This window comes from Cryobacterium breve, from assembly GCF_027594785.1.
Classification (GTDB): domain Bacteria; phylum Actinomycetota; class Actinomycetes; order Actinomycetales; family Microbacteriaceae; genus Cryobacterium; species Cryobacterium breve_A.
This window is the reverse complement of sequence record NZ_CP075584.1, coordinates 142,652-168,629: the sequence shown is the minus strand read 5'-3', so window position 1 is coordinate 168,629 and position 25,978 is coordinate 142,652. Positions and strand designations below refer to the sequence as shown.

The following is a 25,978-nucleotide window of genomic DNA, read 5'->3' as shown; positions in this document are numbered from 1 at the left end:
ACGGGCAGATAGGTCGGGGCCCGCCGTTTCCGGCGGGCCCCGGACGCTCCTAGAGCGCTGCGGCTTCGATGCTACTGCGACTGACCCGCTTGCGCAGAACCCAGTAGGTCCAGCCCTGGTACAGGAAGATCACCGGGGCGGCGATCACCGCGGTCCAGGTCATGACCTGGAGCGTGTACGGCGTCGAGGAGGCATTGTCGATCGTGAGGCTGTTCGCGGCGTCATTGCTCGCCGGCATCACGTCCGGGAACAGTGAGGCGAACAGGGTGAGCACGGCGAGTCCGATCGTCGCGGCCATGAGCGTGAACGCCCAGCCTTCCGATCCGCGCAGGTTGAGCAGGAAGGACCCGATCAGGGCGACGGCCGCTGCCGCGGCGAACAGTGCGGTGAAGAGGCTGCCGAAGGCGAGCACGGTCCAGAGCAGGAATGACGCGGCGACGACGATCGTCACGAGCCCTGCCTTGGTCGCGAGCTTGCGGGCACGGAGGCGGATGTCCCCGTCCGTCTTCAGGGAGACGAACACGACGCCGTGGGTGAAGAACAGGAGCAGTGTCGTCACCCCGCCGAGCAGTGCGTACGGGTTCAGCAGGTCGAAGAAGGTTCCCGTGTAGTTGTGCCCGGCGTCGAGCTGGACGCCCTGGACGACGTTCGCGAATGCGACGCCCCAGAGCAGGGCCGGAATGGCGCTTCCGACGACGATCATGCCGTCGAACCACTTCTTCCACTCGGATTCCGGCCGCTGGTGCCGGTATTCGAAGGAGACGCCGCGCACGATGAGGGCGAGCAGGATGACCAGCAGGGCGAGGTAGAAGCCGCTGAACATCGTCGCGTACCACTCGGGGAACGCGGCGAAGAGCGAGGCGCCCGCGACGATCACCCAGGTCTCGTTGAGGTCCCAGACGGGGCCGATCGAGTTGATCAGCACGCGGCGGTCGGTGTCGTCCTTGCCGAGGAACGGCAGGGACATGCCGACTCCGAAGTCGAAGCCGTCGAGGACGAAGTAGCCGATGAACATCACGGCGATGATCCAGAACCAGAGAATGTTGAGTTCCATCAGTTGCTCCTAGTAGACCGTGACGCGCTGGGGGGTGACGCCGGTCTCCGCGTCCGGCACCGGGGCATCCTCTGGGCCCTTGCGCACGGCGCGGGTGATCAACCGGAATTCGACGACCGCGAGCACGCCGTAGACGAGGGTGAATGCGACGAGCGAGATCAGGATGGTCAGGCCGGTCACGTTCGGCGAGACGCCGTCCTGGGTTTTCAGGAGCCCGAACACGAGCCAGGGCTGACGTCCCATCTCGGTGAAGATCCAGCCGACGCTCATCGCTGCGAGGGAGAACGGGAAGGACCAGATGGCGACCTTCCAGATCCAGGTCGCCTTGGGGCTGCGGCCCTTCCGGGTGAGCCAGAGGCCGACAACGGCGACCAGGATGTGCGCGATGCCGAGGCCGATCATCCAGCGGAAGGCCCAGTAGGTGACCCAGATCATCGGTGTGTAGTCCCCGGGCCCGTACAGCGTCGTGTACTGGTCCTGCAGGTTGTTGATGCCCTCGACGGTGCCGTCGAGGGTGTGCGTGGAGAGGAACGAGAGCAGGTAGGGGATGCGGACGGAGAACAGTTCGCTCACACCGTCCGGGGTGCCGAGGGTGAAGAGCGAGAAGGACGCGTTGGCGCCCGTCGCCGTGTGGTACATCGCCTCGGCCGCGGCCATCTTCATCGGCTGGGCCTTGACCATCGCGAGGCTCAGGGAGTCGCCGAAGAAGGTCGTCAGGGCGCCGGAGATGACCATCATCCACAGGCCGAACTTGAGCGCAGGGCGCATCGTGTCGACGTGCTGCTTGCGGTAGAGGTGGAAGGCGGCGACCGAGATGATCAGGCCTGCGGACACCATGAAGCACGCGAAGATCGTGTGCGGGAAGGAGGCGAGGGAGATCGGGTTGGTCAGCAGGGTGCCGATGTCGGTCAGCTCGGCGCGGCCGCGCTCCTCGTTGATCCGGAAGGCGATCGGGTTCTGCATGAAGGCGTTCGCGGCGAGGATGAAGTACGCGGAGGCGATGGACCCGACCACGGTCAGCCAGATCGTCGCGAGGTGCAGCCCCTTGGGCAGCTTGTCCCAGCCGAAGATCCACAGGCCGATGAAGGTCGCCTCAAGGAAGAATGCGGTGATGCCCTCGAAGGCGAGCGGGGCGCCGAAGACGTCACCGACGAAACGGGAGTACGTCGACCAGTTCATGCCGAACTGGAACTCCTGCACGATGCCCGTGACGACGCCCATGGCGAAGTTGATCAGGAACAGCTTGCCGAAGAAGTGCGTGAGTTGGAGCCACTTGGTCTTGTCGGTGCGCACCCAGGCCGTCTGGAAGATCGCCACGGTCAGCGCGAGGCCGATCGTGAGCGGGACGAACAGGAAGTGATACACCGTTGTGAGTCCGAACTGCCATCTTGATAGCAGCAGCGGGTCAAGCCACTCGTTCATGCGCCCTCCCGGCGATCGTCATTTCTACGGTACGTAGAAAACATACACTTCTACGGGCCGTAGAAGAAGACGATTCGGCATACTAAACTCCCTGACTATGGGAAGCCTCGGTGCGCTGGAGAGATTGTTGATGGATGTCCTGTGGGACTCCGGCGAATCGCTGCCCGCGAACGAATTGCGTGACCGCCTGCTCACACCGGCGACGAGTGCCGCCAAGTCCAAGCCGCTCGCCACCACAACCGTGCTCACGGTGCTGTCCCGGCTCGAGACCAAGGGCTTCGTCGCCCGTGACCGGGGCAACCGCCCACATCGCTACCACGCGGTGACGACGAGGGCTGAACACACCGCCGGCCTGATGCACGAGGTCCTGGGGTCAGCTCCGGACCGCCAGGACGTGCTCGCGCGCTTCATCGGAAGCGTCAGCCCCCAGGAAGCGGAGACCCTGCGACGCCTCCTCGAGCCGATCACCGTTCACCCGAAGTGACGGGGCCCCGAGCCGAACCACGGTCGCCGTGCTGATCACAGCGCTCTGCCTCGGGCTTCTCGCGGTCGTGCTGGCCTGGCCGGTTCCGGTGCTGCTCGCGCGGGCGGCCTGGCCGGCGGGCTCCCCCGGCGTCGCCCTCGTGCTCTGGCAGTCGATCGCCCTCGCGGGCGGGCTCGCGATGATCGGGGCGCTCTTCGTCTACGGGCTGATCCCGTTCGGTGCGAACCCCGTCGCCGGCATCCGTTCGCTGGCAGACCACCTCGTGACGGGCTCTGTCCCGGCGGGCACGTCACTCGACCACGTGCTCGCCCTCTGCGGTGCCCTGTTGCTCGGCGGCCATCTCGTGCTCAACCTCGCGGTGACGTTCGTGCACGCCGAACGACAGCAACGCAGGCACCTCAACCTCGTGCGACTGTTGAGCGAGCCGCTCGAGGGACGGCCGAGCACCCGGGTCATCGACCACGCCGCTCCCGTCGCCTATTGTCTGCCGAGCGTGACGCACTCGGCGACGGTGCTCTCCCGCGGCCTGCTGAGCCTGCTCGACGCGGATCAGGTGCTGGCCGTCGTGGCGCACGAGGAGGCCCACCTCGCCCAGCGGCACCACATTGTTCTCGTGGCGTTCAAGTCCTGGCACAACGCCCTTCCGTGGTTCCCGATCGCGAACCGGGCCGAGAACGCCGTCGCCCTGCTCGTCGAAATGCTCGCGGACGACCAGGCCAGGCGGGCCGTGGACGACCACACCCTGGCGACGGCGATCGCGCTCGTGGGCTCCGCCGGACTCGGCCGCGAGCCAGGGGCGCGGTTCCCCACCGAGGCAGCGGATGCCGCGGCGTTCGTTTCCTCCGACCGTCCCGCCGATCTCGTCACGCCCCGGGTCCGCCGGCTGCTGGCCCCGCCGCCCCGACTCTCGACGGCGGCCTGCGTCGCCGTTGTCGGCTCTGCCGCCGCCCTCCTCGTGCTGCCGACCCTGCTCCTCGCCCAGGCCTGAGCGTCCCTGACAGAGAAATGACCGCCCAGCTGCGGGGGCAGCCGGGCGGTCATGGGTCACTCTTGTGGTGTCGGTCAGGCTAGAACAGCTTGGCCTGGGCGAGCCACGCGGAGGCGATCTTGTCAGCCGACTCCTTGTCGTTGACACTCTGGGCGTTGAGGCTCACGAGGTCCGCTGCCGTCATCGCCGCACTGATCTTGTTCAGAACGCCGGTCGCCTTCTCGTCGACCTTGCTCGAGACGATGGGCACGACGTTGTCCGGGAAGAACAGTCCGTCCGGGTCGGCGAGGGCGACGAGGTTGTTCGACTTGATGTTCGGGTCGGCCGTGTAGATGTTGGCGAGCTGGATCTTGTTGTCGACAAGCGCCTTGACCGTGAGCGGTCCGCCGTTGTCCTCGACGGGAACGAAGCCGGCGATCGTGATGCCGTACTTGTCCTTGAGCGCCGTCGGCCCGTAGGGACGCGTCTCCAGTTCGGAGTTGCCGCCGACCGTGATGGGCTCTGTGACGTTCTTGAGGGACGCGATGTCGGTGAGCTTGTACTTGTCGACAAAGGCCTTTGTCGCAGTCCACGAGTTCTGGTCGCTCGCATCGGACCTGTCGAGGGCGGTCAGACCACTGGGGAGCGCCTTGACGAGCTGGTCGTGCACCGCATCGCTCGTCCCGCCGGCCGCGGCCTTGTCGAGCGCCTGCAGCAGGCTGCCGGTGTACTCGGGGAAGACGTCGATCGACCCGGACTTCAGCTCGGGGAGGTAGACCTCGCGCTGCCCGATCCGGAACTGGCGGTCGACCGTGAAGCCGTTGGACTCGAGCGCCTGGGCGTAGATCTCGGCGATGATCTCGTTCGAGTAGTAGTCCTGGGAGCCGACGACAAGTGTCGTCGGTGCGCTCGACGCGCTACTTCCGGTGCCCAGTGGGTTACTGGACGCACACCCTGCAAGGGCTACGACGGCCCCAACCGCGACCGCGGCGACTGCCGCGAGCCGGCCTTTTTCGCTGTGAACATTGTCAGATTCCTTTCGTGATGGCGGGTTCCATCCCCGGGCGACGTCGGGTCGACGCCTTCCGGTCGACTGGGGGGCGTCCTACTGCGACGCCGCGGGGCACGACAAATTTCTGGAGACCGGCGAAGAGGCCCTCGAGCACGAGGGCGAGCAGGATCACCAGGATCGACCCGCCGAGCATCTGGGCGTAGTCGTTGGTCTTGAGCCCGGCGAAGAGGAACCGGCCGAGCCCGAAGTCGGCGACGTATGCAGCCAGGGTGGCCGTTGCGACGACCTGCAGGGTCGCTGACCGCAGCCCCCGATCAGCAAGGGAAGTCCGAGGGGTATCTCGACGTGGCGCACGATCTGCAGCTCGGTCATGCCGACGGCCCTCGCCGCGTCGATTGTCGCGCGGTTGACCGCCTCGAACCCGGTGTACGCGCCGGCGAGGATGGGCGGGATCGCGAGCACGGTCAGCGCAACATAGGGGGCGCCGAGGCCGATTCCGATCCAGAGGGCGACGAGGGTGAGCAGGCCGAGGGTGGGGATGGCGCGCAGCCCGCCGGAGGTCGCGACGGCGATCCCCCGGCCGCGCCCGGTGTGCCCGATCAGGAATCCGATCGGGATGGCGATGACCGAGGCGAGCGCGAGGGTCACAGCCGTGAAGAGGAGCCTGCTCGCCGAGCCGGGTCGGGATTCCGGTCGGGCCGAGATAGTGCGAAGGGTCGAGGAGCCACGCGACGGCATCCGTGAAGTAGTTCATGCGGTACCCCGGACGACTGTCATCGGGCCCAGCGCTGCGACACTCGCCGGGCGGATGCGCCGGATCCGGCGGGTCCACGGCATCAGCACCCGGCCGAGCAGCACGACCGCCCCATCGAGCACGAGGGCGAGCAGCACCGTTGCCACGATGCCGGTGATGATCTCGACCTGGATGCCGCGCTGGAAGCCGTCGGTGAACAGGCTGCCGAGGCTCTTTGCTCCGATCACGGCGCCGACGGTCGCGAGGCTCACGGTGCTGACGGCGACCACACGCACCCCGGCGAGGAGCACGGGTCCTGCGAGCGGAAGTTCGACGAGCCAGAACCGGCTCCAGGCCGAAAAGCCGACGGCGGTGGCGGACTGGCGCACGTCGGGATCCACGGATGCGAGCCCGTCGGCGACGACACGCACCATGAGCGCGAGCCCGTACAGGGTGAGAGCGGCGATCAGGTTCGCGGGCGAACGGAGGCTGGTTCCGATGATCACCGGCAGGATGAACAGGAGCGGCAGGGAGGGGATGGCGTAGAACAGCCCCGCGATCGAGAGGATCGCCCCGCGGGTCGGCCGGTACCGGTTGGCCAGCCAGCCCAGCGGGAGAGCGATCACGAAGCTCAACACGATCGGCGGCAGGCTCAGCACGATGTGATCGAGGGTGCGAAGCCAGACCAGGTCGAGGTTCGACCAGAGCCAGGTCACAGTGGCGGTCCTTCCGCCGTCACAGCGAGCGATTCACCGGACAGCGCCCGGCCGGACGAGCCGGTGCTCGAGCGCTGGTCGACGAGGACCCCGGCGGGCCTCCCGTCCGCGTCGACGAGCACGTCCGAGCCCTCCTGGCTTTCGATATGCAGGGCGCGCTTGCCCCGGTCGGCGCCGATGAAGCTCGCAACGAAGTCGTCGGCCGGGTTGGCGAGGATCTCGGCCGGGGTGCCGAGCTGGGCGATCCGGCCGCCCTCACGCAGGATGGCGATCTGGTCGCCGAGCAAGAAGGCCTCGTCGATGTCGTGGGTCACGAAGACGACGGTCTTGCCGAGTTCGTGCTGCAGCCGGATGAGCTCCTGCTGCAGGCTCCGCGCGCACGATCGGGTCGACGGCGCCGAAGGGCTCGTCCATCAGGAGGATGTTGGGATCGACGGCGAGGCCGCGGGCCACGCCGACGCGCTGTTGCTGGCCGCCGGAGAGCTGGCTCGGGTACCGGTCGGCGATGGAACGGTCGAGCCCGACGGTGTCCAGCAGGTCGAGGGCGTCCGCCCTGGCCTTCCGGCGTGGCACGCCGCGCAGGAGGGGCACGGTCGCGACGTTGTCGACGACCGTGCGGTGCGGGAGCAGGCCCGAATTCTGCATGACGTAGCCGATGCTGCGTCGCAGCTTCACGGGTTCGAGGGACGCGACGGAGACGCCGTCGATCTCGATCGTGCCGGACGTCGGATCGACCATGCGGTTGATCATCCGCAGCAGGGTGGTCTTGCCGGAGCCGGAGGACCCGACGAGCACGGTGGTGCGGTGCGAGGGAAGCGTGAGGCTGAAGTCGTCGACCGCAAGGGTGCCGTCCGGGAATTCTTTCGTCACCGATCGGAACTCAATCATGGAAGTGGCCCATTCCTCGCTTGAAGTCGAATCAACACGTGCCAGCGGTCTCCCACCCAATCAGGAAAGCCGCCGGATGCCAAGCTCTACTCAGCAGATTCCAAGACTGGGACCCCGGCGCCGTCCTGCTCGAGGTCTTCGCCGTAGTAGCCGGCGAGGTACGCCTCGATGACCCGTCTCGCCTCTGCGATGTATCGTTCGTCGCCCAGGACGTTGGACTGGAACCCTCTGGATAGGACTGCTGCGGCCATCTCGACCATGACCTCGAGCCGGAACAACAGCTCCGGCCCGTACGGGAGGCCGAACCGCTCGGAGAGAACGACCGCGAGCTGGCCGGCCAGGAAGCCGACCTCGATGCCGTCTGCCGGGCTCGCGGAGCCTGATCGGCAGTCGTTCCCGGTCGGCGAAGTGCATGATCCGGAAGCCGGGTTCCGTCCGGTACATTTCGACGAATGCCGTGATGGCACAGTCGATCGTCTCCCAGGCGGTCTTCGGGTCTGCAAGCCTGATGTCCCTCGCGACGCGGAGACGATAGCGCTGGATGGCGCGCTCCCGCAGGGCATGCAGCACTGCCACCCGGTCGGGGTAATAGCGGTACACGGTTCCGATGGATGCCCCCGCACGTTCCGCGACCATCGCGGTTGTGATCCGGTCGAAACCCACCTCGTCGACGACGATCGCTGTGGCATCGAGCAGCCCGGACAGGCGTGCCGTGCTGCGTTGCTGAATGGGTTCGATCCGGACCTGCGCGCCGGCCTCAACGATGTCCCCCTCGAAAAGGTCACTGAGTGACAATTGTCCTCCTTGAAGTAGGTCCCAATCCTACGGGTCTTGACCCGCGGGCTGTGCCAGATCCGGGCCCGGCAGCACCCGGTCCACCCGAAAGGGGCCGCACATGACAAACTAGGAGGTGTGCCGAAGCCTTCCAGAACGACGAATACGGGCCGACCTGCGAAAATGATGCATCGCGCAGCACGGATCGAAGACTGGATGCACGAACGTCGTGAGCGCAGCGCCCGCAGACGCGGCTATTTGCCGACGGTCATTCCCTACGCGGGGTACGGCAGCACCGAGTGGGTGCGCATTCTCTGCCGGGTGCTGCTGGCGAAGCCGACCCGGGCCAAGAAGGCCCTCACGCGCAGGCGCTGGCGTGCGGAACGGCGCGAGGCCGGCATCCGTGGGTGGCGCAGTTTCACGGCCGTTCCCGTGCACGACGTCACCGTCACGATCGAGATCAACGGCTTCACCCACCGGGTGAGCGCCGACCGCGGCGGCGTCGTCGACACGGTCATCCGGCTGCCGCTCACGCCGGGCTGGCAGGTCGCCAGGCTCAGCACGGACGCCTCGGCTCCCGTCGACGCGCCGCTCTTCATCGTCGCCCCTCAGGTCGATCGCGGCATCATCTCCGATGTCGACGACACCGTGATGGTCACGACGCTCCCCCGGCCGCTGCTGGCGGCATGGAACACGTTCGTGCTCGACGAGCACGCGAGGGTGCCCACCCCGGGCATGGCCGTGCTCCTCGACCGTCTCACCGTGACGGCGCCGGGGTCCCCGGTGATCTACCTGTCGACGGGCGCCTGGAACGTCGCGCCGACCCTGACCCGTTTCCTCTCCCGCAACCTCTACCCCGCCGGCGCACTACTGCTCACCGACTGGGGACCCACCCACGATCGGTGGTTCCGCAGCGGCACAGACCACAAGCGCGCCAACCTGCGCCGCCTGGCCCTGGAGTTCCCCGGGATCCGCTGGATCCTGGTCGGTGACGACGGCCAGCACGACGAGGACATCTACAGCGAGTTCCAGCGCGAGTTCCCCGGCAGTGTCGAGGCGGTGGCCATCCGCGAGCTCTCCCCGAGCGAGGCCGTGCTCGCCGGCCGACGGGCGAAGGATGCCGCCCTCGAGTCCACCGATCCCCGCTGGGTCTACGGGCCGGACGGTGCGAGCCTCGCGAGGCAGCTTGTGACGCTCGGGCTGCTCCCGCCGGGCGCGCCCATCGCCTGAACCGGCCGGAATCGGGGGCAGAGCCTACTAGCCGCCGACATCCGGCAGGGGCGGTTGGAACGCGGCCGTCGCGAACTCGACGACGAGCACACCGAGCGCGATGCCCGCGAGCGGGGCGACCCACGCCCAGCGGCGCGTGGTCGGGGCAGCGAGGAGGGCGAGCGTCACGATGAAGCCCAGGATTCCGACTCCGGCGATCGAGAAGATGCCGAACCCGGGGCTCGAGCCGAGTTTGATGAGCTCGTCCTTGCTGCTCACCTCCCCGCCTCCCGGAATCGACGCGGCGAAGGCGTATGCATTGCCGACCAGCTCGAAGACCAGGGCCACGCTGGCCAGGAAATGGACGAGTACGGCGGCGGCCGCTGCCACGATCCACTTCACTGTGCTGGGTGCTGCCTGCTGTCGCGTGCCGGTCATGATCTCGACCCCAGGGGTGGAGGCAGCAGAATGCGCGTGACGGAAGCGGCTTCGCGCAGCGGGACCGGCGCCGGGGCCATGACCTGACCCGGGAACGACTAGGCGCGGAGCCGGTCGAGGCCGCGGTTCACCTGGCGGGCCCAGAGCGGTCCGAGGTAGAGAAACGCCGTGTAGCCCTGCACAAGGGTCGCCCCCGCGTCGAGCCGCTCGGCGACGTCGGCGGCGGTCTCGACCCCGCCGACGGAAATCACGCACAGGCCGGCGGGAACGCTCGCGCGGATCAGGCGCAGCACCGCGAGGGAGCGGGCCCGGAGCGGGGCCCCCGACAGGCCGCCTGCCCCGATGGCCTCGACCCGCGCGGCATCCGTCGTGAGACCCTCGCGTGAAATGGTCGTGTTGGTCGCGATGATTCCGTCGAGGCCGAGCCGTACGACGAGTTCGGCAATGCGGGTGACCTCTTCGTCACGGAGGTCCGGAGCGATCTTGACGAGCAGGGGGTGCTCCCGGATGCCGCACGGACGGCGGTGAGGAGCGGGGCGAGCTGGTGGTCGAGTTCCTGCAGGCCGCGGAGGCCGGGGGTGTTCGGTGAGCTCACGTTGACGACGAGGTAGTCGGCGAGCGGCGCGAGGGCACTGGCGCTCACGAGGTAGTCTGCCGTGGCGTCTTCCACAGCGGTTGCGCGGCTCTTGCCGATGTTGATGCCGAGCACGGGCCTGCCGGCGACGGCGCGCACCCGGGCGAGGCGCACGGCAGCGGATGCCGCGCCCTGGTTGTTGAAACCCATCCGGTTGATCACGGCGCGGTCGGGGATCAGCCGGAAGAGCCGCGGCTTCGGATTTCCCGGCTGCGGCAGTGCCGTGATCGTGCCGACCTCGACGTGGCCGAAGCCGAGCCTGCCGAGGCCGATCACGGCGAGGCCGTCCTTGTCGAAGCCTGCTGCAACGCCGAACGGGGAATCGAAGCGCAAGCCGAGGGTCTGCACGGACTGGTCGGTACGCGGCCGGGTGAAGCGGTGAGTGAGCCGGCCGAGACCGAGTGCCGGGAGGAGCCGGATCACGGTGAAGGCCAGGTGGTGGGCGCGCTCGGGGTCCAGCCGGGCCAGCACGTGCCGGAAGAAGAAGGGATACACCGGCTAGAGTTCGGTCTCGTCGTCGAGGGCCTCGATGCGGAGGCTCTCCCGGTGTTCGCTGCGGAGCCTGGTCGATCGCGCTCTCGAAGTCTTCGAGGGAGTCGAAGGCGCGGTAGACGCTCGCGAAGCGCAGGTAGGCGACCTCGTCGAGTTCCCGGAGCGGCGGGAGGATCGCGAGGCCGACGTCGTTCGCGGCGACCTGGGACGCGCCGGTCTGGCGGATGGTCTCCTCGACACGCTGGGCGAGGAGGGCGAGATCGGAGTCGGTCACGGGTCGACCCTGGCATGCCTTGCGCACGCCCGTGACGATCTTGTCCCTGCTGAACGGCTCGACGACGCCGCTGCGCTTGACGATATTGAGGCTCGCCGTCTCCGTCGTGCTGAAGCGCCGACCGCATTCGGGACACTGGCGGCGGCGGCGAATCGAAAGTCCGTCGTCGCTCGTGCGCGAGTCGATGACTCGGGAGTCCGGGTGGCGGCAGAACGGGCAAAACATTGTGCTGCCAGCCTAGTGCCCCTTTCCGGGGGATTCGCCGTCAGCCCGGGCGCGTCGTTCCACACGGTCGGCCCCACGTCCTGACGAATTCGACGGAGATTCTGTCTGAAAGACCCCGAACGAGCGCTCCCAGGTGCTCTTCGGGCAAAATCTCCGTCGAATTGGTTCGGGTCTGGTCGGGTCTGGTCTGGTCGGCTCGGGTCTGGTCGGCTCGGGTCAGGCGGGTCAGGCGAAGCGGGCGGTCACGGCTGCCCCGTGCGCGGGGAGATCCTCGGCGTCCGACAGCGCCGCAATGTTGGCGGCGACACCGCGGAGGGCGTCCCTGCTGTACTCGACCACCTGCTGCGGGCGGAGGAAGGTGTACGCCCCGAGGCCGGACGAGAACCGGGCCTGGCCGCCGGTCGGCAAGACGTGGTTGGAGCCGGCCGAGTAGTCGCCGAGGCTCACGGGCGAGTTCGGGCCGAGGAAGATGGCGCCCGCGTTCTCGATGAGCGCGAGTTCGACGTGCGGGTCCCTGGTCTGGATCTCGAGGTGCTCCGGGCCGAAGGCGTTGCTGAACGCGGCGGCGGCGGCGAGGTCGTCGACGAGCACGATCGCGGACTGGGTTCCGGAAAGCGAGGCGGTCACCCGCTCACCGTGGGGGGTTGTCACCGCGAGCACGGCGAGTCGCGCAGTGACGGCGTCCGCGAGCTCGGCCGAATCGGTGACGAGCACGGCTGCCGCGAGTTCGTCGTGCTCGGCCTGGCTGACCAGGTCGGCCGCGACGAGCAGCGGGTCTGCTCCAGCATCCGCGATCACCAGGATGTCGGTGGGACCGGCTTCCGAGTCGATCCCGGTGACGCCGCGCACGAGCCGCTTGGCGGCGGCGACGTAGACGTTGCCGGGGCCGGTGACGAGCTGGACGGGGTCGAGGCCGAGGCCCGGCACCCCGTACGCGAAGGCGCCGACGGCTCCGGCGCCGCCCATCGCGTAGATCTCGGTGACGCCGAGGAGACCGGCGACGGCGAGGATGGTCGGGTGCACTCGTCCGCCGAAGGCCTGCTGCGGCGGGGAGGCGAGGGCGATCGAGGTGACCCCGGCGACCTGTGCCGGCACGACGTTCATCACGACGCTCGAAGGGTAGACGGCCTTGCCGCCGGGCACGTAGAGGCCGACGCGACGGATCGGCTGCCACCGCTGGGTGATCACGGCTCCCTCGGCGATCGTCGTGGTCACGCGCGGCGGCACCTGGGCCTCGCTCGCGAGCCTGACCCGGCGGATGGTCTCCTCGATGGCGGTGCGCACCTCGGGCGAGAGCGCGGCGAGTGCCTCGGCGATGTCGCTCTCGGGGACCCGGAGCGCGTCCGGGCGCACCCGGTCGAGCCGTTCGGCCTGGTCGTAGAGCGCCGCCTCGCCGCGCGCGCGCACGTCGGCAATGAGCTCGGCGGCCACGCTGCTCGCGGGCCGTCACATCGGTGACGGCGCGCGGAACGGTGGCGAGCAATTCGGCCGGCGTCGGCCGGGTGCCTCGTAGGTCAAGTCTCTGGATCATGTCTGACCAGCCTAGCCACCAACATCCATCACACGGGAATAGGGTGGCCTTCACAGACCTTGGGGCAAGTGACATGAACGAACTGAACGACATTCGCGACGCGCCGAGCGTTCCCCGGCTCGAGGGCGATCCGAACGCCCCTCTCGATCTCGCCGCGTTCAAGCAGGCATTCCGGCGCCACGCGGCCGGAGTCGCGTGCGTGACGGCCCGCCAGGCCGACGGCACGCCCGTCGGCTTCACGGCGACCTCCCTCGCCTCGCTGTCCTCGGTGCCGCCGCTCGCGACCTTCAACATGGCCCGCACGGCCAGTTCCTGGCCTGCCATCGCCGAAACGGAGCGCGTCGTCATCCACACCCTCGGCGCGCGCAACCGTGCCCTGGCCGAGCGGATGAGCGGACCGAACGCCCTCCGCTTCGTCGGCGACCACTGGCATGAGGGGCCGCACGGCCTGCCGGTCCTGAACGACGTGACTAGCTGGATGGTCGGTCACATCGTCGACCGGGTGACCGTGCACAACGGCGCCGTGATCGTTGTTCAGATCGAGGAGGGCGGCCTCGGCGGCGAGGACGAGGCGTTGCTCTACCACGAGCGGATGTACCGGGTACCGGGGCCGGAAGCGGCGCTCTGAACCCGGGCGCGCAGCCCGTCGTCAGGGTCAGGCGTCGTCGCGGCCGGCCGTTTTGCGGTCAGCGGCCTTCGGGGTCGCCGCTTCCCGGGTCGCCGCTTCGCGCTTGAGCGCGCGGAGCCGCTGGCGTTCGGCCTCGACGACCGCAGCCTGCTCCGGGGTCGGAGCCGTGCCGCCGAGATGGCGCGGCTGCCACCACTGCCCGGTACCGTCGACGGGATATCCGGCCTGGAGTTCATCGACCATGGCCTGGAGCGTATCGTGCAGCTGCCCGGTGAGTTCGACGGCGTCCCTGGCAGGGTCGAGCACGAACGCCGCGCCGAAGGCGAAGCGGATCGGCACGCCGTAGGCCTGCCGAAGGGTGGGCTTGTGATTCTTGGTGAGCAGCCGGTGGCCGCCCCAGACCGCGACCGGGATCACCGGGACGCCGGCTTCCCTCGCCATCCGGACCGCGCCGGACTTGAGCTCGCGCACGGTGAAGGACGCGTTGACCCCACGCTCGGGGAAGACGCCGAGAATTTCGCCGGCCCGAAGGGCTGCGACGGCCTCACCGTAGGCAGCGGCCCCCGCCTGCATATCGACACTGATGTGGTGCATGCCACGCAGCAGCCAGCCGACGACAGGCTTGTCGAAGGCACCCTTCTTGGCCAGGAAGCGGATGTGGCGGCGGTTGTGCAGCCAGGCCTGCCATTCGACGAGGGCGAAGTCGGCATAACCGAAGTGGGTGATCGCGAGGACGGCTCCCCCGGTGTCGGGCAGGTTGTCGAGGCCGGTCGCGGCCGCCTTGATCCGGAAGGCCCCGAAGATGCCCCGCCCGGCCACGATCGCCGGGGTGTAGAACGGTTCGCTCGTTCGACGTGTCATGGTCCAAGGCTATGCCGGTGCGCATAGCCGTCCAGCCATGCGCCGCCTCAGCCTGAGGCAGAACGGGCCGAGCAGGCTCTTGAGCTCGCCGAACAGGTCCGCGCTGATCGTGACCTGATACGGCAGCTCGAAGACGCGGGCCGAATCGTTCTTGATCAGCTTGAGCCGTACCTCGGAGGACCCGCGGTGCCGGATCAGCACGTCGCCGAGCGCCGTGACGGTGTCCGTCGTCGCTCGCGCCTCTGTGAGGGTGATCGCGAGGGTGCCGGAATCTCCGGTCTGGCCCAGGTCGGGCGCGAAGAGGCTATAGGCGTGGATGTTCATGCCGTCGTCCCGCAGGCTCACCCGCCCGCGCACCACGACGATCGAGTCGTTGATCAGCGCGGGCGCGAACTCCTGGTACGCCTTGCCCATGAACATCACGTCGATGTCGCCGCCGAAGTCCTCGACCTGGATGATGCCGTACTGGTTGCCGCTCTTCTTGGCGATCCGGTGCTGCACGCTCGTGATGAGGCCGGCGATCGTGACGGTGTCGGCATCCTGGGTCTGCTCGGAGGCCAGAAGGTCGGCGATCGAGGTCGACGCGTGCTTCGCGAGCGGGATCTCGAGCCCCGCGAGCGGGTGGTCGGACACGTAGAGGCCGAGCATGTCGCGCTCGAAGGCGAGCTTCTCCTTCTTGCTCCACTCCGGTCGGTCGGGGACCTGCTCGGTCTCCTGCGGGTCGTCGAAGAGGCTGTCGAAGTCGAAGCCGACCATGCCGTGTTCCTCGTCGCGCTTGATCTTCACGGCGGACTCGACGGCACCCTCGTGGATCTCGACCATGGCCCGGCGGGTCGCCCCGAGGGAGTCGAACGCGCCGGCCTTGACGAGGGATTCGACCGTCCGCTTGTTCGCGACCTGGATCGGCACCTTGCGGAGGAAGTCGTGGAAGGACTCGAAGCGGCCCTTCTCGTCGCGGGAGGCGCGGATCGCGTCGACGACGTTGAAGCCCACGTTGCGCACTGCGCCGAGACCGAAGCGGATGTCCGGACCGACGGCCGCGAAGTAGCCGATCGACTCGTTGACGTCCGGTGGGAGCACCTGGATGCCCATTCGGCGGCACTCGTTGAGGTAGAGCGCGAGCTTGTCGCGGGAGTCGCCGACGCTCGTGAGCAGCGCCGCCATGTACTCGGCCGGGTAGTGCGCCTTGAGGTAGGCGGTCCAGTAGCTGACCACGCCGTACGCCGCAGAGTGCGCCTTGTTGAAGGCGTAGTCGGAGAACGGCAGGAGGATGTCCCAGACGGTCTTCACCGCCTCCATGGAGTACCCGTTGGTCTTCATGCCGGCGGAGAACCCGGCGAACTGCTTGTCGAGCTCCGACTTCTTCTTCTTGCCCATGGCCCGGCGCAGCAGGTCGGCCTGGCCGAGCGAGAACCCGGCGAGCTTCTGCGCGATCGACATGACCTGTTCCTGGTAGACGATCAGGCCGTATGTCGTGCCGATGACGTCCTTGAGGGCTTCCTCGAGTTCGGGGTGGATCGGGACGATCTCCTGCTGCCCGGTCTTCCGCAGCGCGTAGTTGGTGTGCGAGTTCGCGCCCATGGGGCCCGGACGGTAGAGCGCGATGACCGCGGAGATGTCCTCGAAGTTGTCGGGTTTCATCAGGCGGAGCAGCGCACGCATCGGGCCGCCGTCGAGCTGGAAGACGCCGAGGGTGTCTCCGCGGGCGAGCAGTTCGTATGCGATGGGGTCGTCGAGGCCGAGGTCCTCGAGCACGGGCCGGTGGCCGCGGTTGACGGCGATGTTGTCGAGGGCGTCGTCGATGATGGTGAGGTTGCGGAGCCCGAGGAAGTCCATCTTGATCAGGCCGAGGGACTCGCACGCCGGGTAGTCGAACTGGGTGACGATCTGGCCGTCGGCCTCGCGCTTCATGACGGGCACGATGCCGATCAGCGGGTCGGACGACATGATCACGCCGGCCGCGTGCACGCCCCACTGGCGTTTCAGGTTCTCGAGGCCGAGGGCGGTGTCGAAGACCGTGCGGGCTTCGGCATCCGTCTCGATGATCGCTCGGAAGTCGACGGCCTCGCGGTAGCGCGGGTGGTCCTTGTCGAACATGCCGGTGAGCGGCATGTCCTTGCCCATGATCGGCTGCGGCATGGCCTTGGTGAGCTTGTCGCCCATCCCGAACGGGAAGCCGAGCACCCGGCTGGAGTCTTTCAGCGCCTGCTTGGCCTTGATGGTGCCATAGGTGACGATCTGCGCGACACGCTCGGAGCCGTACTTCTCGGTGACGTAGTGGATGACCTCGCCGCGGCGACGATCGTCGAAGTCGACGTCGAAGTCAGGCATCGAGACGCGGTCCGGGTTGAGGAAGCGCTCGAAGATCAGGCCGTGCACGAGCGGGTCGAGGTCGGTGATACCCATCGCGTACGCGACCATCGACCCGGCTCCCGAGCCACGCCCTGGACCGACCCGGATGCCGTTGGTCTTGGACCACATGATGAAGTCGGCGACGACGAGGAAGTAGCCGGGGAAGCCCATCTGGGCGATGATGCCGACCTCGTAGTCCGCCCGGGTGCGCACCTCGGCGGGAATGCCGTTCGGGTACCGGCGGGCCAGGCCGAGCTCGGTCTCCTTGACGAACCAGCTTTCCTCGTTCTCGCCCTCCGGGGTCGGGAAGCGGGGCATGTAGTTCGCCTGGGTGTCGAACTTCACCTCGCAGCGCTCGGCGATCAGCAGCGTGTTGTCGCACGCCTCCGGGTTGTCGCGGAAGAGGTGCCGCATCTGGGCCGCGGTCTTGAGGTAGAACTCGTCGGAGTCGAACTTGAACCGGTTGGGGTCGTCGAGCGTCGACGCCGACTGCACGCAGAGCAGGGCGGCGTGCGCCGTCGCGTCGTGGGCGTGGGTGTAGTGCAGGTCGTTCGTGGCGACGAGCGGGAGGTTGAGCTCCTTGGCGAGGCGGAGCAGTTCGCTCATGGTGCGGCGCTCGATGTCGATGCCGTGGTCCATGATCTCGCAGAAATAGTTCTCGGGGCCGAAGATGTCGCGCAACTCCCCCGCCGCCTTCTTCGCCTCCTCGTACTGGCCGAGGCGGAGACGGGTCTGCACCTCGCCGCCGACGCAGCCGGTCGTGCCGATCAGTCCGTTCGAGAACTCGCTCAGCAGCTCGCGGTCCATCCGGGGCTTGAAGTAGTACCCCTCGAGCGAGGCCTTCGTCGAGAGCCGGAACAGGTTGTGCATGCCCGCGGTGTTCTCGGCGAGCAACGTCATGTGCGTGTATGCGCCGCTGCCGCCGACGTCGTCACGGTTCTGGCCGCTCGTGCCCCATTTGACCCTGGTCTTGTCCCGCCGGTCGGTGCCGGGGGTGATGTAGGCCTCCGTGCCGATGATGGGCTTGATGCCGGCGTCCGTCGCGGACTTCCAGAAGTCGAACGCGCCGAACATGTTGCCGTGGTCCGTGATGGCGACCGCAGGCATTCCCTGTTCGACGGCCTCTTTGATCAGCGGCTTGACGCGCGCGGCCCCGTCGAGCATGGAGTATTCGCTGTGCACGTGCAGGTGCACGAAGGAATCGTTCGATCCGTTCGCGCTAGTGGTATTCGACACGGATGCTCCGGTAGATGGTGGGTTGTGGTCCTAGCCTAGACATCCCTGAGCACGGTCAGGGCATGCTCGAGGTCCGCGGGGTACTCGGCGGAGAAGGTGACCCATTCCCGGGATTCCGGGTGGACGAAGGCAAGCTGTTTGGCGATCAGCCACTGCCGGGTGAGGCCGAGCCTGGCCGTGATCGAGGGGTCTGCGCCGTACATGGCGTCGCCGACGCACGGATGCCGCTGGGCGGCCATGTGAACCCGGATCTGGTGGGTGCGTCCCGTTTCCAGGTGCACTTCGAGCAGGGACGCCGAGGGGAAGGCCTCGAGGGTCTCGTAGTGCGTGACCGAGTCCTTGCCGCCGGCGATGACGGCGAATTTCCAGTCTGAGCGCGGGTGCCTGCCGATGGGCGCGTCGATCGTGCCCGCGCTCGGGTCGGGGTGGCCCTGCACGACGGCATGGTAGATCTTTTCGACCTCGCGGTCGTGGAAGGCCTTCTTGAGGGCGACGTAGGCCGTCTCGGACTTCGCGACGACCATGAGGCCGCTCGTGCCCACGTCGAGGCGGTGCACGATGCCCGCACGCTCCGAAGCGCCGGAGGTCGCGATCCGGTAGCCGCCTGCGGCAAGGGCGCCGAGGACCGTCGGGCCCGTCCAGCCGACGCTCGGGTGAGCGGCGACACCGGAGGGCTTGTTCACGACGACGATGCTCTCGTCGTCGTAGACGATCGTGAGGTCGGGCACCTCGATCGGGACAATCAAGAGAGCGTCTTTCGGCTGCCAGTTCACCTCGAGCCAGCTGCCTGCGTACAGCCGGTCGGACTTGCCGACCACGACGCCGTCGATGGCGACACCGCCGGCCTCGGCGACTTCGGCAGCAAAGCTGCGGGAGAAGCCGAGGAGCTTGGCGATGCCGGCGTCGACGCGCACGCCGGCCAGGCCGTCCGGAAGGGGAAGGGAGCGGGTTTCCATGGGGGAATCAGGGTGCTAACTGGGTGGGTGTTGCGGGGGTGCCGTCTGCGGCCACGGGCGGTGCCGTTCTGGGGCCGGGATCGGCCGCATCGGCCGAATCGGCGTCAGCGGTGGTGACATCGGCGGGGCGGGCCGGTTCGCGCACGGACCGGCGACCGTCGAGGCCGATGCCGCGGATGGTGAGGATCATGAAGATCACCATGCTCGTGACGATCGACGCGTCCGCGACGTTGTAGATCGCGGGGATCAGCCAGGGGGTCGTGATGAAGTCGACGACGTGGCCCAGTCCGAAGGACGGCTCCCGGAAAAGGCGGTCGGTGAGGTTTCCGAGCACGCCGCCGAGGAGCAGTCCGAAGACGAGCGCCCACGCCAATGAACGGATGCGCCCGGCGAAGATCACGATGAACACCACGACAGCGGCGGCGATGATCGTGAAGATCCACGTCATGCCTGTGGCGAGGCTGAACGCCGCGCCCGGGTTCCGGACGAAGTGCCATTGCAGCACATCCCCCAGAACCCGGACGGTACTTCCTTCGGTCAGGTAGCTGACGACAAGGAACTTGGCCGTCTGGTCAAGCGCATAGACGCCCAGCGCGGCGAGGCCCAGAACGATGAGCGCGCTGGATCGCCCTTTCGTTCGGAGCTTAGGAGCCAAAGCCCTGGTAGCTCGGCTTCTGCGCGCTCTCGGCGCCGACCGGTGAGGCCGCGTCGAGGTCGTGCAGCTGGCCCTCGATGTAGCTCTTCAGCTTCTGGCGGTATTCGCGCTCGAAGGTGCGGAGCCCGTCGATCTTGTCCTCGAGGACGGAGCGTTCCTTGTCCAGGATCGTGTTCTGTGCGCGCTGCTTGGCTTCGGCTTCTGCAACGAGGCGGGCCGCCGTTGCGTGGCCCTCCGCGATGAGGGCGTCGCGCTTCTCGGCGCCTTCCTTGACGTGTTCCTCGTGCAGGCGGCGGGCCAGCTGCAGCAGGTTCGTGGTGCCGGCGGTCTCATCGATCGGTTCGGGCACCGTCGCCGCAGCGGCGACAACGGCGGGAACGACGACGGGCGCCGGAACGACCTCGGGAGCCTTGACGGCTTCGACGGGAGCGACAACGGGGCGCGCTTCCGGCCTCGGTGCTGACACCGGCGCGGAGTTCCTCGTTTTCGGCGGTCAGGCGGCGAAGCTCGACGACGACCTCGTCGAGGAAGTCATCCACCTCGTCCTGATCGTATCCTTCACGGAACTTGGTCGACTGGAACCGCTTGTTGACTACATCTTCCGGAGTTAGCGCCATGGCTTTCCACCCTTTAAAACTCAGTTGAGAACTTTTTGTCGAACGAATAATTGACGCTACCGGAATATGCGTGGTGCACACGCGAACCCGGGACGCCTCGATCAAGAATACATGCCGCACTCCGGAACGGACGCGAGAACCTACCGGATGGCGCCGACGATGCCCATAGCGACGATGGTGCAGAGCATGGTCAGGCTCCAGCCGAAGTCGAAGGCGATCGGGCCCACGCGCAGTGGCGGCAGGATGCGACGGAAGAACTTCACCGGCGGGTCTGTGACCACGTAGATGAATTCGACGACGACGAGCGTGGCTCCCTGCGGTCGCCAGGAGCGGTTGACGCTGCGGACGAGGTCGACGATGAAGCGTCCCCACATCACGAAGAAATACAGCAGGAGCGCGTAATAGAGGATCGAGGCGAACAGTGTGACGACGAACACGGCCGAGACTATGACTGCGCGAAGAAGGACGACTCCGTGTCGGACTCCTCGGCGGCGTTGTCGCCCGAGACGACGATGTGGGACGGCGACAGCAGGAACACCTTCGCGGTGACCCGTTCGATCTTGCCGTAGAGGCCCTGGGAGAGGCCGCTCGCGAAGTCGATGAGCCTGCGTGCGTCCGCATCGCTCATCTGGGAGAGGTTGATGATCACTGGAATGCCCTCGCGGAAGGACTCCGCGATCAGCTGGGCATCGCGGTACTGGCGCGGGTGGACGGTGAGGATTTCATTCATTTCGGAGGCAGCCACATTCTTGGGAGTGGAGGTCTTGCGCAGCGGGGTCACCGGGGCGCGGCCATTGGTGCCGTGAGAGCCCTCGACGCGTGTCGCGGACGGACCGGTCTGGTGCGGCGCGGCGGTCTTCGGCAGCGCGGAGTTCGAGACGGCAGTCTGATCGGCCGCGGGTGGGGCGACGGGCGCCTCGTACTCCAGCTCTTCGTCTGCCAGCCCCAGGTAAACCATGGTTTTCTTGAGCGGGTTGGACATCTCGACCTCCGTGTTGGTGATTCTTCGTACTTAGATTAACCGAGAATCGGGCGATTCCCGGTGATTGCGGTACCAATTCGAAGGTGTGTCGCCCCTTCGCGGATGGCTTCCGGATAGTCCTGCGACATGCCCATCGACAGGAATCGCGCCTCTGGTGCGACCCCACGGATGCCTTCACCGAGTGACCGGACCCTGGCGAACTCCGCTGCAGGTTCGGCTCCGAGCGGAGCGACGGCCATGAGCCCTAGAAGGCGCAGTCCCGGCGTCTCGAGCACGTGCTCGACGAGGGCGTCGAGCCCGGAGGGATCGACCCCTCCGCGTGCGGCGTCGTCCGTGAGGTTCACCTGGATGGAAGCAGTCGATCGACGAGTCGCCGGAGCCGAGGGCCGTCGCAAGGGACTCCCGGTCGACGGAGTGCACTACGTTGGCGTACGAGCGCACCTGCCTGGCCTTCTTGCCCTGGACCTGTCCGACGAAATGCCAGGTGAGATCCCGGCCGGCCAGCGCACTGGCCTTGCCCTGGGCCTCCTGGTGGCGATTCTCGCCGAAGTCGCGCACGCCGAGCCGGAGGAGTTCCTCGATCATCGTCACGGGATGGAACTTCGTCACGACGATCGTTGTCACGTCGGCAGGGTCCCTGCCGGCGTTCCTGGCGGCCGCGTCGACCCGTTCCCGCACGACGTCGAGCCGTCCGGCGATGCCGGACGGCTCTGGACGCGATTCGGTCACGATGGGTTACTTGAGGAAGTCGGGGATGTCCAGGTCATCGGGGTCTTCTTCGAAGGCAGGGTCGGCGACGGCCGTCCCTGCTTCACCGGCAGACCAGGTCGCAACGCTCGGCTCGTCCGTGCCGAAGACGCCGGCTGAGCCACTGGTTGCGGCATCGGCCGTCGCAGAAACGGCACCGGCGGCGACGCCGGCCGCCACGAGGTCCGCGTGGCGAACCTCGACGGCCTTGACGCCGGGTTCGCCGCCGTCGAAGCCGGCTGCGATGACCGTCACCCGGACCTCGTCACCGAGGGTGTCGTCGATGACGGCACCGAAGATGATGTTGGCTTCGGGGTGCACGGCCTCCTGGACAAGGCGGGCCGCATCGTTGATCTCGAAGATGCCGAGGTTCGAGCCACCCTGGATCGAGAGGAGCACTCCGTGTGCGCCGTCGATGGATGCCTCGAGAAGGGGCGAGGCGACGGCCAGTTCGGCCGCCTTGATGGCTCGGTCTGCACCGCGTGAGGAGCCGATGCCCATGAGCGCGGAGCCCGCGCCCTGCATGACCGACTTCACGTCGGCGAAGTCGAGGTTGATCAGTCCAGGCGTCGTGATCAGGTCGGTGATGCCCTGCACGCCGGCGAGGAGGACCTGGTCGGCGGTCGCGAAGGCCTCGAGCATGCTGATGCCGCGGTCGCTGATTTCCAGCAGCCGGTCGTTCGGCACGACGATGAGCGTGTCGACCTCGTTCTTGAGGGAGGCGACACCCGCCTCGGCCTGCGCCTGGCGGCGCTTGCCCTCGAAGCCGAACGGCTTGGTCACAACGCCGATGGTGAGCGCGCCGATGGACTTCGCGATGCGGGCGACGACGGGTGCGCCGCCGGTGCCCGTGCCGCCGCCTTCGCCGGCGGTCACGAAGACCATGTCGGCTCCCGCGAGGGCTTCTTCGATTTCTTCGGCGTGGTCCTCGGCGGCGCGACGGCCCACCTCGGGGTCCGCGCCGGCGCCCAGGCCGCGGGTGAGGTCGCGACCGACGTCAAGCTTGACGTCGGCGTCGCTCATCAGCAGCGCCTGGGCATCGGTGTTGATGGCGATGAACTCGACGCCACGGAGGCCGAGCTCGATCATGCGGTTGACAGCGTTGACGCCGCCGCCGCCGATTCCAACAACCTTGATGACAGCGAGGTAGTTCTGGTTTGTTGTTGACACGTCCGGCCTCCGGTGGAACCCTAAACCTCTGGTCGAAGTTTAAAGTTATGCTGAGTATGCAATTCCTGATTTCGAAGGTAAGCGCCACGCATCCCCCTCCGGGGAGGCGCGCCCGCGTGTCGCGAACAACGCGGGAAAAATACCCTGCCCACATTCGCGGCGCGGGAGGACTCGGGTTCCCAGGCGAGACGACACTGGTCCGCGGGCGACGGATGACCCACGGCTCAGCGCAGGACGGCGCTGTCCGGAGAAGAGACGTCGTATTCCTTGACGGTGCCGACCGGATGGCTCACGATGAGTGCGGCGAGCACCACGGCCTTGTATTCCGACCGTTCCGCGCTCCCCCACACCACCCGCGCCCCGCCGGTCAGGACCAGGGTCACGTCGTCGGTCGTCGCCGCCGTGACCGTGTCGAGCCTGCTGGCGCACGGCAGCCGGGACGGCGGCGATGACGGCCGTCGCGGCCTGGAACCCGGCACTGCCGACGCCTGCCCTCGCGTCGATCACGGGATAGCCGGCCACGCGCGCCGTACCGCCCTGGATCACGACGCCCGCCGCATCGACAAGGTTGAACCCGCCGGGAACGACGACTGTGCCGACGGGCGTCCGTTCCACGATCCGGACCACGAGGGTGTCCGGCGGCCGGCTTTCCGTCACATAGCTCTGGATCAGGGGAAAGGTTCCGAGGTCGGCGCGAATCCGCGCGAAGTCCACCAGGGGCAGCGGGGTGCCGAGCTGGTCGCCGAGCGCAGCCTGGACCTGGTCGGCGGAGATCCGGCTGGTGCCGACGACCTCGACCGTGCGGAGCGCCATCAGCGGGGAATAGGCGCCTACGAGCACGAACCCGACGAGGGCGGCCACGGTGCCGAGCACGGTCAACCAGACGGTGCGGCGACGGCGCGAGCGCCACGTGAAGCGGCGCACCTCCTCGCGTTCGTAGCGCTTGCGTGCGCGGCGGGCGGCGCGGAACCTGCGCCTGGCGGTAGCGGGGGTCAGCGCGGGTTCTGCGCGCTCACCGGCCTGCCCGGCGATGACCGGTTCCGTGTCGGACGCGCGCGCCTTCGGCACCCGAACGCCCGGCGTCTTCGCCGGAACGGTCGCGATCGGTTCGGTGACCGGATCCGCCGGTTGGGCCCCCGGCGTATGCAGCGGAGAGACCGAGGCGAGGTGCGGCTGTTCGGGCTCGTGTTTCGGGAGTGTGATCGGTTCGGTGCGGGTGCCGTCTGTGGTCCCACGGCTGCGCGCAGTGGCGGCGGAGGGAGGGGCGGAGTCCGCTGGACGCCGCGACGAGCGCTTCGTGCCCCGGCCGCCGGGGGTGGCTGCAGCGCCGGGCGGTGTGCCGCCCCTGGTCGGCGGCTGCTCCGGCCGGTCGAAGCCCTCTGGTCGCCTCATTCCCCGGGGTTATCCCTGGGCCTGGACGCGGTTGCCGAGCGATTCGAGCAGTTGGGGGACGATCCGGTAGACGTCGCCGCAGCCGAGGGTCACGACGAAGTCGCCCGGTCGGGCGATGCGAGCCACGTAGTCTGCGGCCTCCTGCCAGTCGGGAACATAGGCGACCTTGGACCCATCGTGGAATTTTCCGGAGACGAGGGCGCCGGTCACGCCGGGTTCGGGATCCTCGCGGGCGCCGTAGACGCCCAGCACGACCGTCTGGTCAGCGGTGCGCTCGAGGGTGTCCGCGAACTCCTGCGCAAACAGGCGGGTGCGACTGTACAGGTGCGGCTGGTGCACGGCGATGATGCGCCCGGTCCCGACGACGGTCCGTGCGGCGGTGAGTGCGGCCGCGACCTCGGTCGGGTGGTGGGCGTAGTCGTCGTAGACGCTGACGCCGTCGACGGTGCCGTGCAGTTCGAAGCGGCGCTGGGTGCCGCCGAAGGTCGCGATGGCCGCGAGCGACGCCGCGGGGTCGTAGCCGAGTCCGACGAGCACGGCGAAGGCGCCCGCCGCGTTGATCGCGTTGTGCCGGCCGGGGATCCGCAGGGTCGCCGAGTAGTCCTGGCCCGCGTAGGCGACGGAGAAGCTCACCGGACCGTCTGTGACGACGGAGTGCACCCGGAAGGTCGCGTCCTCTGCCTCGCCGAAGGTGACGACGGTCTGGCCAATGAGGCTCGCGGTGACGCGCACCGCGCCGGGGTCGTCTGAGGAGATCACGACGCGTTCGGTCGCGGCGTGGGCGAACTGCACGAAGGCGGCTTCGAAGGCCTCGAGGGACCCATAGTGGTCGAGGTGGTCGGGGTCGACGTTCGTCACGAGAGCGATGGCCGTGTTGTACAGCAGGAAGGAGCCGTCGGATTCGTCGGCTTCGACGACGAACAGGTCGTCGGTGCCTGCCCCCGCGGAGACGCCGAGCGATTCGATGACGCCGCCGTTGACGAAGCTCGGGTGTGTGCCGAGGCCGAGGAGGCCGGTGACGATCATCCCGGTCGAGGTTGTTTTGCCGTGGGCGCCGGCGACGGATACGAGGCGGTGCTTCTGGATGAGCCAGGCGAGGGCCTGGGCCCGGTGGAGCACGGGGAGGCCGCGCTCGAGAGCGAGGACGTACTCGGGGTTGTCCTGCCACAGTGCGCCGGTGACGACGAGGGTATCAGCGTCGCCCACGTTCTCGGCCGCGTGGCCGATCGCGATCCGGGCGCCGAGGGCGCGCAGGGCGAGCACGTTGTCGGACTCGCGCACGTCGGAGCCGGTGACGGTGTGGCCTGCGGCGAGGAACAGCCGGGCGATGCCGCTCATTCCGGAGCCGCCGATGCCGACGAAATGAACCGTGCCCAGGTCCGCGGGGATGACGAGGTTCAGGTCGGGCTTGATCACGTGGTGCCGCTCTTCTCGGTGTCGAATCAAAGTGTCGGAATCGGGTGGTGCGGCCTCTACGTTACGCGCCGCGACCGGGGATCGCCGGATTGACGCCCCGGCCTGCTCGCCCT

At 67.9% G+C, this 25,978-nt stretch carries 23 protein-coding genes and 5 pseudogenes; 4 read left to right on the top strand and 24 right to left on the bottom strand.

All coding sequences use genetic code 11. The features are described from left to right. Positions 1-49: 49 nt before the first annotated feature. The gene (cydB, locus tag KIV56_RS00875) at positions 50-1,054 is read right to left on the bottom strand and encodes a cytochrome d ubiquinol oxidase subunit II (protein ID WP_281534796.1); all 1,005 of its coding nucleotides are present in this window, start codon (positions 1,052-1,054) and stop codon (positions 50-52) included. Positions 1,055-1,063: 9 nt separating this feature from the next. Continuing rightward, positions 1,064-2,476: a cytochrome ubiquinol oxidase subunit I gene (locus tag KIV56_RS00870; RefSeq protein WP_281534795.1), complete on the bottom strand. Its 1,413-nt coding sequence runs from the start codon at positions 2,474-2,476 to the stop codon at positions 1,064-1,066. 97 nt (positions 2,477-2,573) lie between these two features. On the opposite strand from KIV56_RS00870, the gene KIV56_RS00865 reads away from it, so the two are divergent. After that, on the top strand, positions 2,574-2,960 hold the full coding sequence (locus KIV56_RS00865; RefSeq protein WP_281534794.1) for a BlaI/MecI/CopY family transcriptional regulator: 387 nt from the start codon (positions 2,574-2,576) through the stop codon (positions 2,958-2,960). A 28-nt stretch (positions 2,961-2,988) separates the two neighbouring features. Then, the gene (locus KIV56_RS00860; protein ID WP_281534793.1) at positions 2,989-3,948 is read left to right on the top strand and encodes a M56 family metallopeptidase; all 960 of its coding nucleotides are present in this window, start codon (positions 2,989-2,991) and stop codon (positions 3,946-3,948) included. A 79-nt stretch (positions 3,949-4,027) separates the two neighbouring features. Here the strand turns inward: KIV56_RS00860 and KIV56_RS00855 are convergent, their stop codons facing one another. The 6 genes and pseudogenes from KIV56_RS00855 to KIV56_RS00835 form a co-directional block, all read right to left on the bottom strand. Further along, a complete protein-coding gene (locus KIV56_RS00855) occupies positions 4,028-4,774 on the bottom strand; it encodes an ABC transporter substrate-binding protein (RefSeq protein WP_348648584.1) in 747 nt (248 codons plus the stop codon). Positions 4,775-4,955: 181 nt separating this feature from the next. After that, complete coding sequence (locus KIV56_RS19345; RefSeq protein ID WP_348648446.1) at positions 4,956-5,132, bottom strand: hypothetical protein; 177 nt, start codon at positions 5,130-5,132, stop codon at positions 4,956-4,958. Further along, the gene (locus tag KIV56_RS00850; RefSeq protein WP_348648445.1) at positions 5,108-5,677 is read right to left on the bottom strand and encodes an ABC transporter permease; all 570 of its coding nucleotides are present in this window, start codon (positions 5,675-5,677) and stop codon (positions 5,108-5,110) included. The genes KIV56_RS19345 and KIV56_RS00850 overlap by 25 nt, the downstream gene beginning before the upstream one ends. A 12-nt stretch (positions 5,678-5,689) precedes the next feature. Next, a complete protein-coding gene (locus KIV56_RS00845; RefSeq protein ID WP_281534792.1) occupies positions 5,690-6,388 on the bottom strand; it encodes an ABC transporter permease in 699 nt (232 codons plus the stop codon). Continuing rightward, positions 6,385-7,276 (bottom strand): annotated as a pseudogene (locus tag KIV56_RS00840) (ABC transporter ATP-binding protein). The gene KIV56_RS00845 and the pseudogene KIV56_RS00840 overlap by 4 nt, the downstream one beginning before the upstream one ends. 86 nt (positions 7,277-7,362) lie before the next feature. Then, entirely contained in the window at positions 7,363-7,839 is a 477-nt protein-coding gene (locus tag KIV56_RS00835; protein ID WP_281536244.1) for a hypothetical protein, read from the bottom strand. Positions 7,840-8,233: 394 nt separating this feature from the next. Here KIV56_RS00835 and KIV56_RS00830 point away from each other — a divergent pair, with 394 nt between their 5' ends. Beyond that, the gene (locus tag KIV56_RS00830; protein ID WP_281534791.1) at positions 8,234-9,280 is read left to right on the top strand and encodes an App1 family protein; all 1,047 of its coding nucleotides are present in this window, start codon (positions 8,234-8,236) and stop codon (positions 9,278-9,280) included. 27 nt (positions 9,281-9,307) lie between these two features. On the opposite strand, the gene KIV56_RS00825 is transcribed toward KIV56_RS00830, so the two are convergent. From KIV56_RS00825 to hisD, 4 genes and pseudogenes are all read right to left on the bottom strand, one after another. Then, positions 9,308-9,697 (bottom strand): hypothetical protein, encoded by a 390-nt coding sequence (locus KIV56_RS00825; protein WP_281534790.1) that lies wholly within the window; start codon positions 9,695-9,697, stop codon positions 9,308-9,310. A gap of 98 nt (positions 9,698-9,795) precedes the next feature. Next, positions 9,796-10,826, bottom strand: a pseudogene (locus tag KIV56_RS00820) (quinone-dependent dihydroorotate dehydrogenase). A 67-nt stretch (positions 10,827-10,893) separates the two neighbouring features. Next, a pseudogene (nrdR, locus tag KIV56_RS00815) lies at positions 10,894-11,322 on the bottom strand (transcriptional regulator NrdR); the annotation flags it as partial. Between the two features lie 225 nt (positions 11,323-11,547). Then, positions 11,548-12,853: pseudogene (hisD, locus tag KIV56_RS00810) on the bottom strand (histidinol dehydrogenase). 73 nt (positions 12,854-12,926) lie between these two features. On the opposite strand from hisD, the gene KIV56_RS00805 reads away from it, so the two are divergent. After that, positions 12,927-13,481, top strand: a complete 555-nt coding sequence (locus tag KIV56_RS00805) for a flavin reductase family protein (RefSeq protein WP_281534789.1) — start codon at positions 12,927-12,929, stop codon at positions 13,479-13,481. A gap of 27 nt (positions 13,482-13,508) precedes the next feature. Here the strand turns inward: KIV56_RS00805 and KIV56_RS00800 are convergent, their stop codons facing one another. From KIV56_RS00800 to murC, 12 genes and pseudogenes are all read right to left on the bottom strand, one after another. After that, entirely contained in the window at positions 13,509-14,342 is an 834-nt protein-coding gene (locus tag KIV56_RS00800; RefSeq protein ID WP_281534788.1) for a lysophospholipid acyltransferase family protein, read from the bottom strand. 9 nt (positions 14,343-14,351) lie between these two features. Then, a complete protein-coding gene (gene dnaE, locus KIV56_RS00795; RefSeq protein WP_432432651.1) occupies positions 14,352-17,858 on the bottom strand; it encodes a DNA polymerase III subunit alpha in 3,507 nt (1,168 codons plus the stop codon). Between the two features lie 107 nt (positions 17,859-17,965). Then, positions 17,966-18,886: an RluA family pseudouridine synthase gene (locus KIV56_RS00790; protein ID WP_281534786.1), complete on the bottom strand. Its 921-nt coding sequence runs from the start codon at positions 18,884-18,886 to the stop codon at positions 17,966-17,968. Positions 18,887-18,893: 7 nt separating this feature from the next. Further along, positions 18,894-19,541 carry a signal peptidase II gene (lspA, locus tag KIV56_RS00785; RefSeq protein ID WP_281534785.1) on the bottom strand — a complete coding sequence of 216 codons (648 nt, stop codon included), beginning with the start codon at positions 19,539-19,541 and terminating at the stop codon, positions 18,894-18,896. Beyond that, on the bottom strand, positions 19,531-20,007 hold the full coding sequence (locus tag KIV56_RS00780) for a DivIVA domain-containing protein (protein ID WP_432432656.1): 477 nt from the start codon (positions 20,005-20,007) through the stop codon (positions 19,531-19,533). The genes lspA and KIV56_RS00780 overlap by 11 nt, the downstream gene beginning before the upstream one ends. A 46-nt stretch (positions 20,008-20,053) precedes the next feature. Beyond that, positions 20,054-20,158, bottom strand: a pseudogene (locus KIV56_RS20085) (DivIVA domain-containing protein); the annotation flags it as partial. Positions 20,159-20,298: 140 nt separating this feature from the next. Then, the gene (locus tag KIV56_RS00775) at positions 20,299-20,595 is read right to left on the bottom strand and encodes a YggT family protein (RefSeq protein WP_281534784.1); all 297 of its coding nucleotides are present in this window, start codon (positions 20,593-20,595) and stop codon (positions 20,299-20,301) included. A gap of 8 nt (positions 20,596-20,603) precedes the next feature. Then, positions 20,604-21,140: a cell division protein SepF gene (locus tag KIV56_RS00770; protein WP_281534783.1), complete on the bottom strand. Its 537-nt coding sequence runs from the start codon at positions 21,138-21,140 to the stop codon at positions 20,604-20,606. 35 nt (positions 21,141-21,175) lie between these two features. After that, positions 21,176-21,484 (bottom strand): alanine racemase, encoded by a 309-nt coding sequence (locus KIV56_RS19340; RefSeq protein WP_348648444.1) that lies wholly within the window; start codon positions 21,482-21,484, stop codon positions 21,176-21,178. Positions 21,485-21,875: 391 nt separating this feature from the next. Beyond that, positions 21,876-23,057: a cell division protein FtsZ gene (ftsZ, locus tag KIV56_RS00760; protein ID WP_281534782.1), complete on the bottom strand. Its 1,182-nt coding sequence runs from the start codon at positions 23,055-23,057 to the stop codon at positions 21,876-21,878. A gap of 45 nt (positions 23,058-23,102) precedes the next feature. Next, the gene (locus KIV56_RS00755; protein ID WP_281534781.1) at positions 23,103-24,449 is read right to left on the bottom strand and encodes an FtsQ-type POTRA domain-containing protein; all 1,347 of its coding nucleotides are present in this window, start codon (positions 24,447-24,449) and stop codon (positions 23,103-23,105) included. Between the two features lie 9 nt (positions 24,450-24,458). Then, positions 24,459-25,865, bottom strand: a complete 1,407-nt coding sequence (gene murC / locus KIV56_RS00750) for a UDP-N-acetylmuramate--L-alanine ligase (RefSeq protein ID WP_281534780.1) — start codon at positions 25,863-25,865, stop codon at positions 24,459-24,461. Between the last annotated feature and the right edge of the window lie 113 nt (positions 25,866-25,978).

Bases quoted from the DNA above. Each gene is read 5' to 3' on its own strand.
- cydB (WP_281534796.1), bottom strand. From the start codon at position 1,054: ATGGAACTCAACATTCTCTGGTTCTGGATCATCGCCGTGATGTTCATC.
- KIV56_RS00825 (WP_281534790.1), bottom strand. From the start codon at position 9,697: ATGACCGGCACGCGACAGCAGGCAGCACCCAGCACAGTGAAGTGGATC.
- KIV56_RS00865 (WP_281534794.1), top strand. From the start codon at position 2,574: ATGGGAAGCCTCGGTGCGCTGGAGAGATTGTTGATGGATGTCCTGTGG.
- KIV56_RS00790 (WP_281534786.1), bottom strand. From the start codon at position 18,886: ATGGAAACCCGCTCCCTTCCCCTTCCGGACGGCCTGGCCGGCGTGCGC.
- dnaE (WP_432432651.1), bottom strand. From the start codon at position 17,858: ATGCTCGACGGGGCCGCGCGCGTCAAGCCGCTGATCAAAGAGGCCGTC.
- KIV56_RS00770 (WP_281534783.1), bottom strand. From the start codon at position 21,140: ATGTCCAACCCGCTCAAGAAAACCATGGTTTACCTGGGGCTGGCAGAC.
- KIV56_RS00850 (WP_348648445.1), bottom strand. From the start codon at position 5,677: ATGCCGTCGCGTGGCTCCTCGACCCTTCGCACTATCTCGGCCCGACCG.
- KIV56_RS00755 (WP_281534781.1), bottom strand. From the start codon at position 24,449: ATGAGGCGACCAGAGGGCTTCGACCGGCCGGAGCAGCCGCCGACCAGG.
- KIV56_RS00835 (WP_281536244.1), bottom strand. From the start codon at position 7,839: ATGCCCTGCGGGAGCGCGCCATCCAGCGCTATCGTCTCCGCGTCGCGA.
- KIV56_RS00805 (WP_281534789.1), top strand. From the start codon at position 12,927: ATGAACGAACTGAACGACATTCGCGACGCGCCGAGCGTTCCCCGGCTC.
- KIV56_RS00800 (WP_281534788.1), bottom strand. From the start codon at position 14,342: ATGACACGTCGAACGAGCGAACCGTTCTACACCCCGGCGATCGTGGCC.
- KIV56_RS00830 (WP_281534791.1), top strand. From the start codon at position 8,234: ATGATGCATCGCGCAGCACGGATCGAAGACTGGATGCACGAACGTCGT.
- KIV56_RS00870 (WP_281534795.1), bottom strand. From the start codon at position 2,476: ATGAACGAGTGGCTTGACCCGCTGCTGCTATCAAGATGGCAGTTCGGA.
- KIV56_RS19345 (WP_348648446.1), bottom strand. From the start codon at position 5,132: ATGCTCGGCGGGTCGATCCTGGTGATCCTGCTCGCCCTCGTGCTCGAG.